Annotated in this window: 2 protein-coding genes and 1 pseudogene; all 3 read right to left on the bottom strand. The window is 69.7% G+C overall.

Annotated elements, in window-relative coordinates; translation table 11 throughout:
* Positions 1-300 (bottom strand): annotated as a pseudogene (locus tag G6024_RS12820) (hypothetical protein); the annotation flags it as partial.
* Between the two features lie 21 nt (positions 301-321).
* The gene (locus tag G6024_RS12825; RefSeq protein WP_067720034.1) at positions 322-1,410 is read right to left on the bottom strand and encodes an inositol-3-phosphate synthase; all 1,089 of its coding nucleotides are present in this window, start codon (positions 1,408-1,410) and stop codon (positions 322-324) included.
* On the bottom strand, positions 1,407-1,958 hold the full coding sequence (locus tag G6024_RS12830; protein WP_096906350.1) for a PadR family transcriptional regulator: 552 nt from the start codon (positions 1,956-1,958) through the stop codon (positions 1,407-1,409). The genes G6024_RS12825 and G6024_RS12830 overlap by 4 nt, the downstream gene beginning before the upstream one ends.
* Positions 1,959-2,196: the final 238 nt, after the last annotated feature.

Raw genomic sequence — 2,196 nt, forward strand, 5'->3', positions numbered from 1 at the left:
ACCGGTGCCGACGACGTTGGCGGGCAGTCGGGGCGCGGGGGCGGCGGAGACCGGCGGTGCCGGCGCGGGGGGCACGGAGACGGGCTGCGCGGTGTCGGGGGCCGTGGTGGTGGGGGCGGGAGTCGAGGATGACGACGACGACGAGGTGTCGGGCCGCGTCGTCGGCGAGGTGGCGGAGTCGTCCGCGGTGTCGGCGGAACAGGCCGAGAGTGCGACACCGGCCGCCATCGCGAGTGCGATGACGGCCGGGACACGACGACGCCCCGGGGTGGTGTGCGGGTGGTTCGTCGCTGTGTTCATACGATCCTTCTGCTGCGCTGGTCAGGCCCCGATGATGAAGGCCTCGAGCTCGGCGCGGGCCTTGTCGTCCGCCATCTGCTCCGGCGGCGACTTCATCAGGTACGCCGAGGCGGGCAGGATCGGTCCCCCGATGCCGCGGTCCTTGGCGATCTTGGCCGCGCGGACGGCGTCGATGATGATGCCCGCCGAGTTGGGGGAGTCCCACACCTCGAGCTTGTACTCGAGGTTGATCGGGGCGTCACCGAACGCGCGTCCCTCGAGACGAACGTACGCCCACTTGCGGTCGTCGAGCCACTCCACGTAGTCGGAGGGGCCGATGTGGACGTTGCGGTCGTGGATCTTGTCCTTGAGCGACCCCTCCAGGTTGGAGGTCACGGCCTGGGTCTTGGAGACCTTCTTGGACTCCAGGCGGTCACGCTCGAGCATGTTCTTGAAGTCCATGTTGCCGCCGACGTTGAGCTGGTACGTGCGGTCCAGCGCGACGCCGCGGTCCTCGAAGAGCTTGGCCATGACGCGGTGGGTGATGGTGGCACCGACCTGGCTCTTGATGTCGTCGCCGACGATCGGGACGCCGGCGCTGCGGAACTTCTCGGCCCACTCCGGGTCGGAGGCGATGAACACGGGCAGGGCGTTGACGAACGCGACGCCCGCGTCGATGCAGCACTGCGCGTAGAACTTGTCGGCCTCTTCCGAACCGACGGGCAGGTAGCTGACCACGACGTCGACCTCGGCGTCACGCAGGGCCTGCACGATGTCGACGGGCTCGGCGGCGGACTCCTCGATGGTCTCGCGGTAGTACTTGCCCAGGCCGTCGAGGGTGGGGCCGCGCTGCACGGTGACGCCGGTCGGCGGCACGTCGCACAGCTTCAGGGTGTTGTTCTCGGAGGCGTTGATCGCCTCGGCGAGGTCCATGCCGACCTTCTTGCCGTCCACGTCGAACGCGGCGACGAACTCGACGTCGCCCACGTGGTAGTCGCCGAACTTGACGTGCATGAGGCCGGGAACGGTCTGGTCGATCGCGGCGCCGGCGTAGAACTCGACGCCCTGCACGAGCGAGGACGCGCAGTTGCCGACGCCGACGATCGCGACGCGCACCTTCTTGTCGGTCATTGGGGATCTCCTTGTGATGGGTTCTCTGTCCGGATGAGTTCATTGATCCAGCGCAGCTCGCGCTCGCTGGTCTCCAGCCCGAGCAACGTGAGTTGCCGGGCGTAGCGCAGTTCGGTGGGTCCGGCGCGGGTGGCGGCGTCGCGTTGGCTCTCGCGACGCTCCTCCAGCACCCGACGCCGGCCCTCGAGAAGGCGCACCCGGGCGGGCCCGGGAGTGCGGTCGAAGAACGCGAGGTGGACGCCGAAACCGTCGTCGGCGAACGACGCGGTCACCGGCTCGTCGAGCAGGGCCGCCAACGTCCCCTTGCCGCGGGTGGTGATGCGGTAGGTCTTGCGCCCGCGCCGCGTGGTGGCGGGCGGCCTGGTGGCGGTGGCGGCCGAGGAGTCCTCGACGATGTCGCCCTGCTGCTGGAGGCGGCGCAGAGTGGGGTAGAGGGAGCCGAAGGACACGGTCCGGACCGTCCCGAGCATCTCGGAGAGTCGCTTGCGCAGCTCGTAGCCGTGCATCGGCCGCTCGTCGAGCAGACCCAGGATTGCCAGTTCGAGCACTCCACCTCCCCCTTCCCGCGAATCGTGCCTGTGCGCGTCGCGCGCCGTGCGTCATGCGACGGATTCACACTGTACACCTGCTGATGTATCGAGCCGATATACCGAGCGGTGACATCGGCCCGACGTGTCGGCGCGCTCTGCGGCTCGCTCGGGCTCGGGCCCGCGGCGGGGGCCGTAGGCTGGAGGACGTGGACCAGGCCGACTCCCGCTCCCCGCGACCCGGCCCCGCGCCGGGGCC

Source organism: Dietzia maris (genome assembly GCF_014144855.1).
GTDB classification, from domain to species: domain Bacteria; phylum Actinomycetota; class Actinomycetes; order Mycobacteriales; family Mycobacteriaceae; genus Dietzia; species Dietzia kunjamensis.

Coding starts and splice junctions, on each gene's coding strand:
- G6024_RS12825 (WP_067720034.1), bottom strand. CDS start 1,410: ATGACCGACAAGAAGGTGCGCGTCGCGATCGTCGGCGTCGGCAACTGC.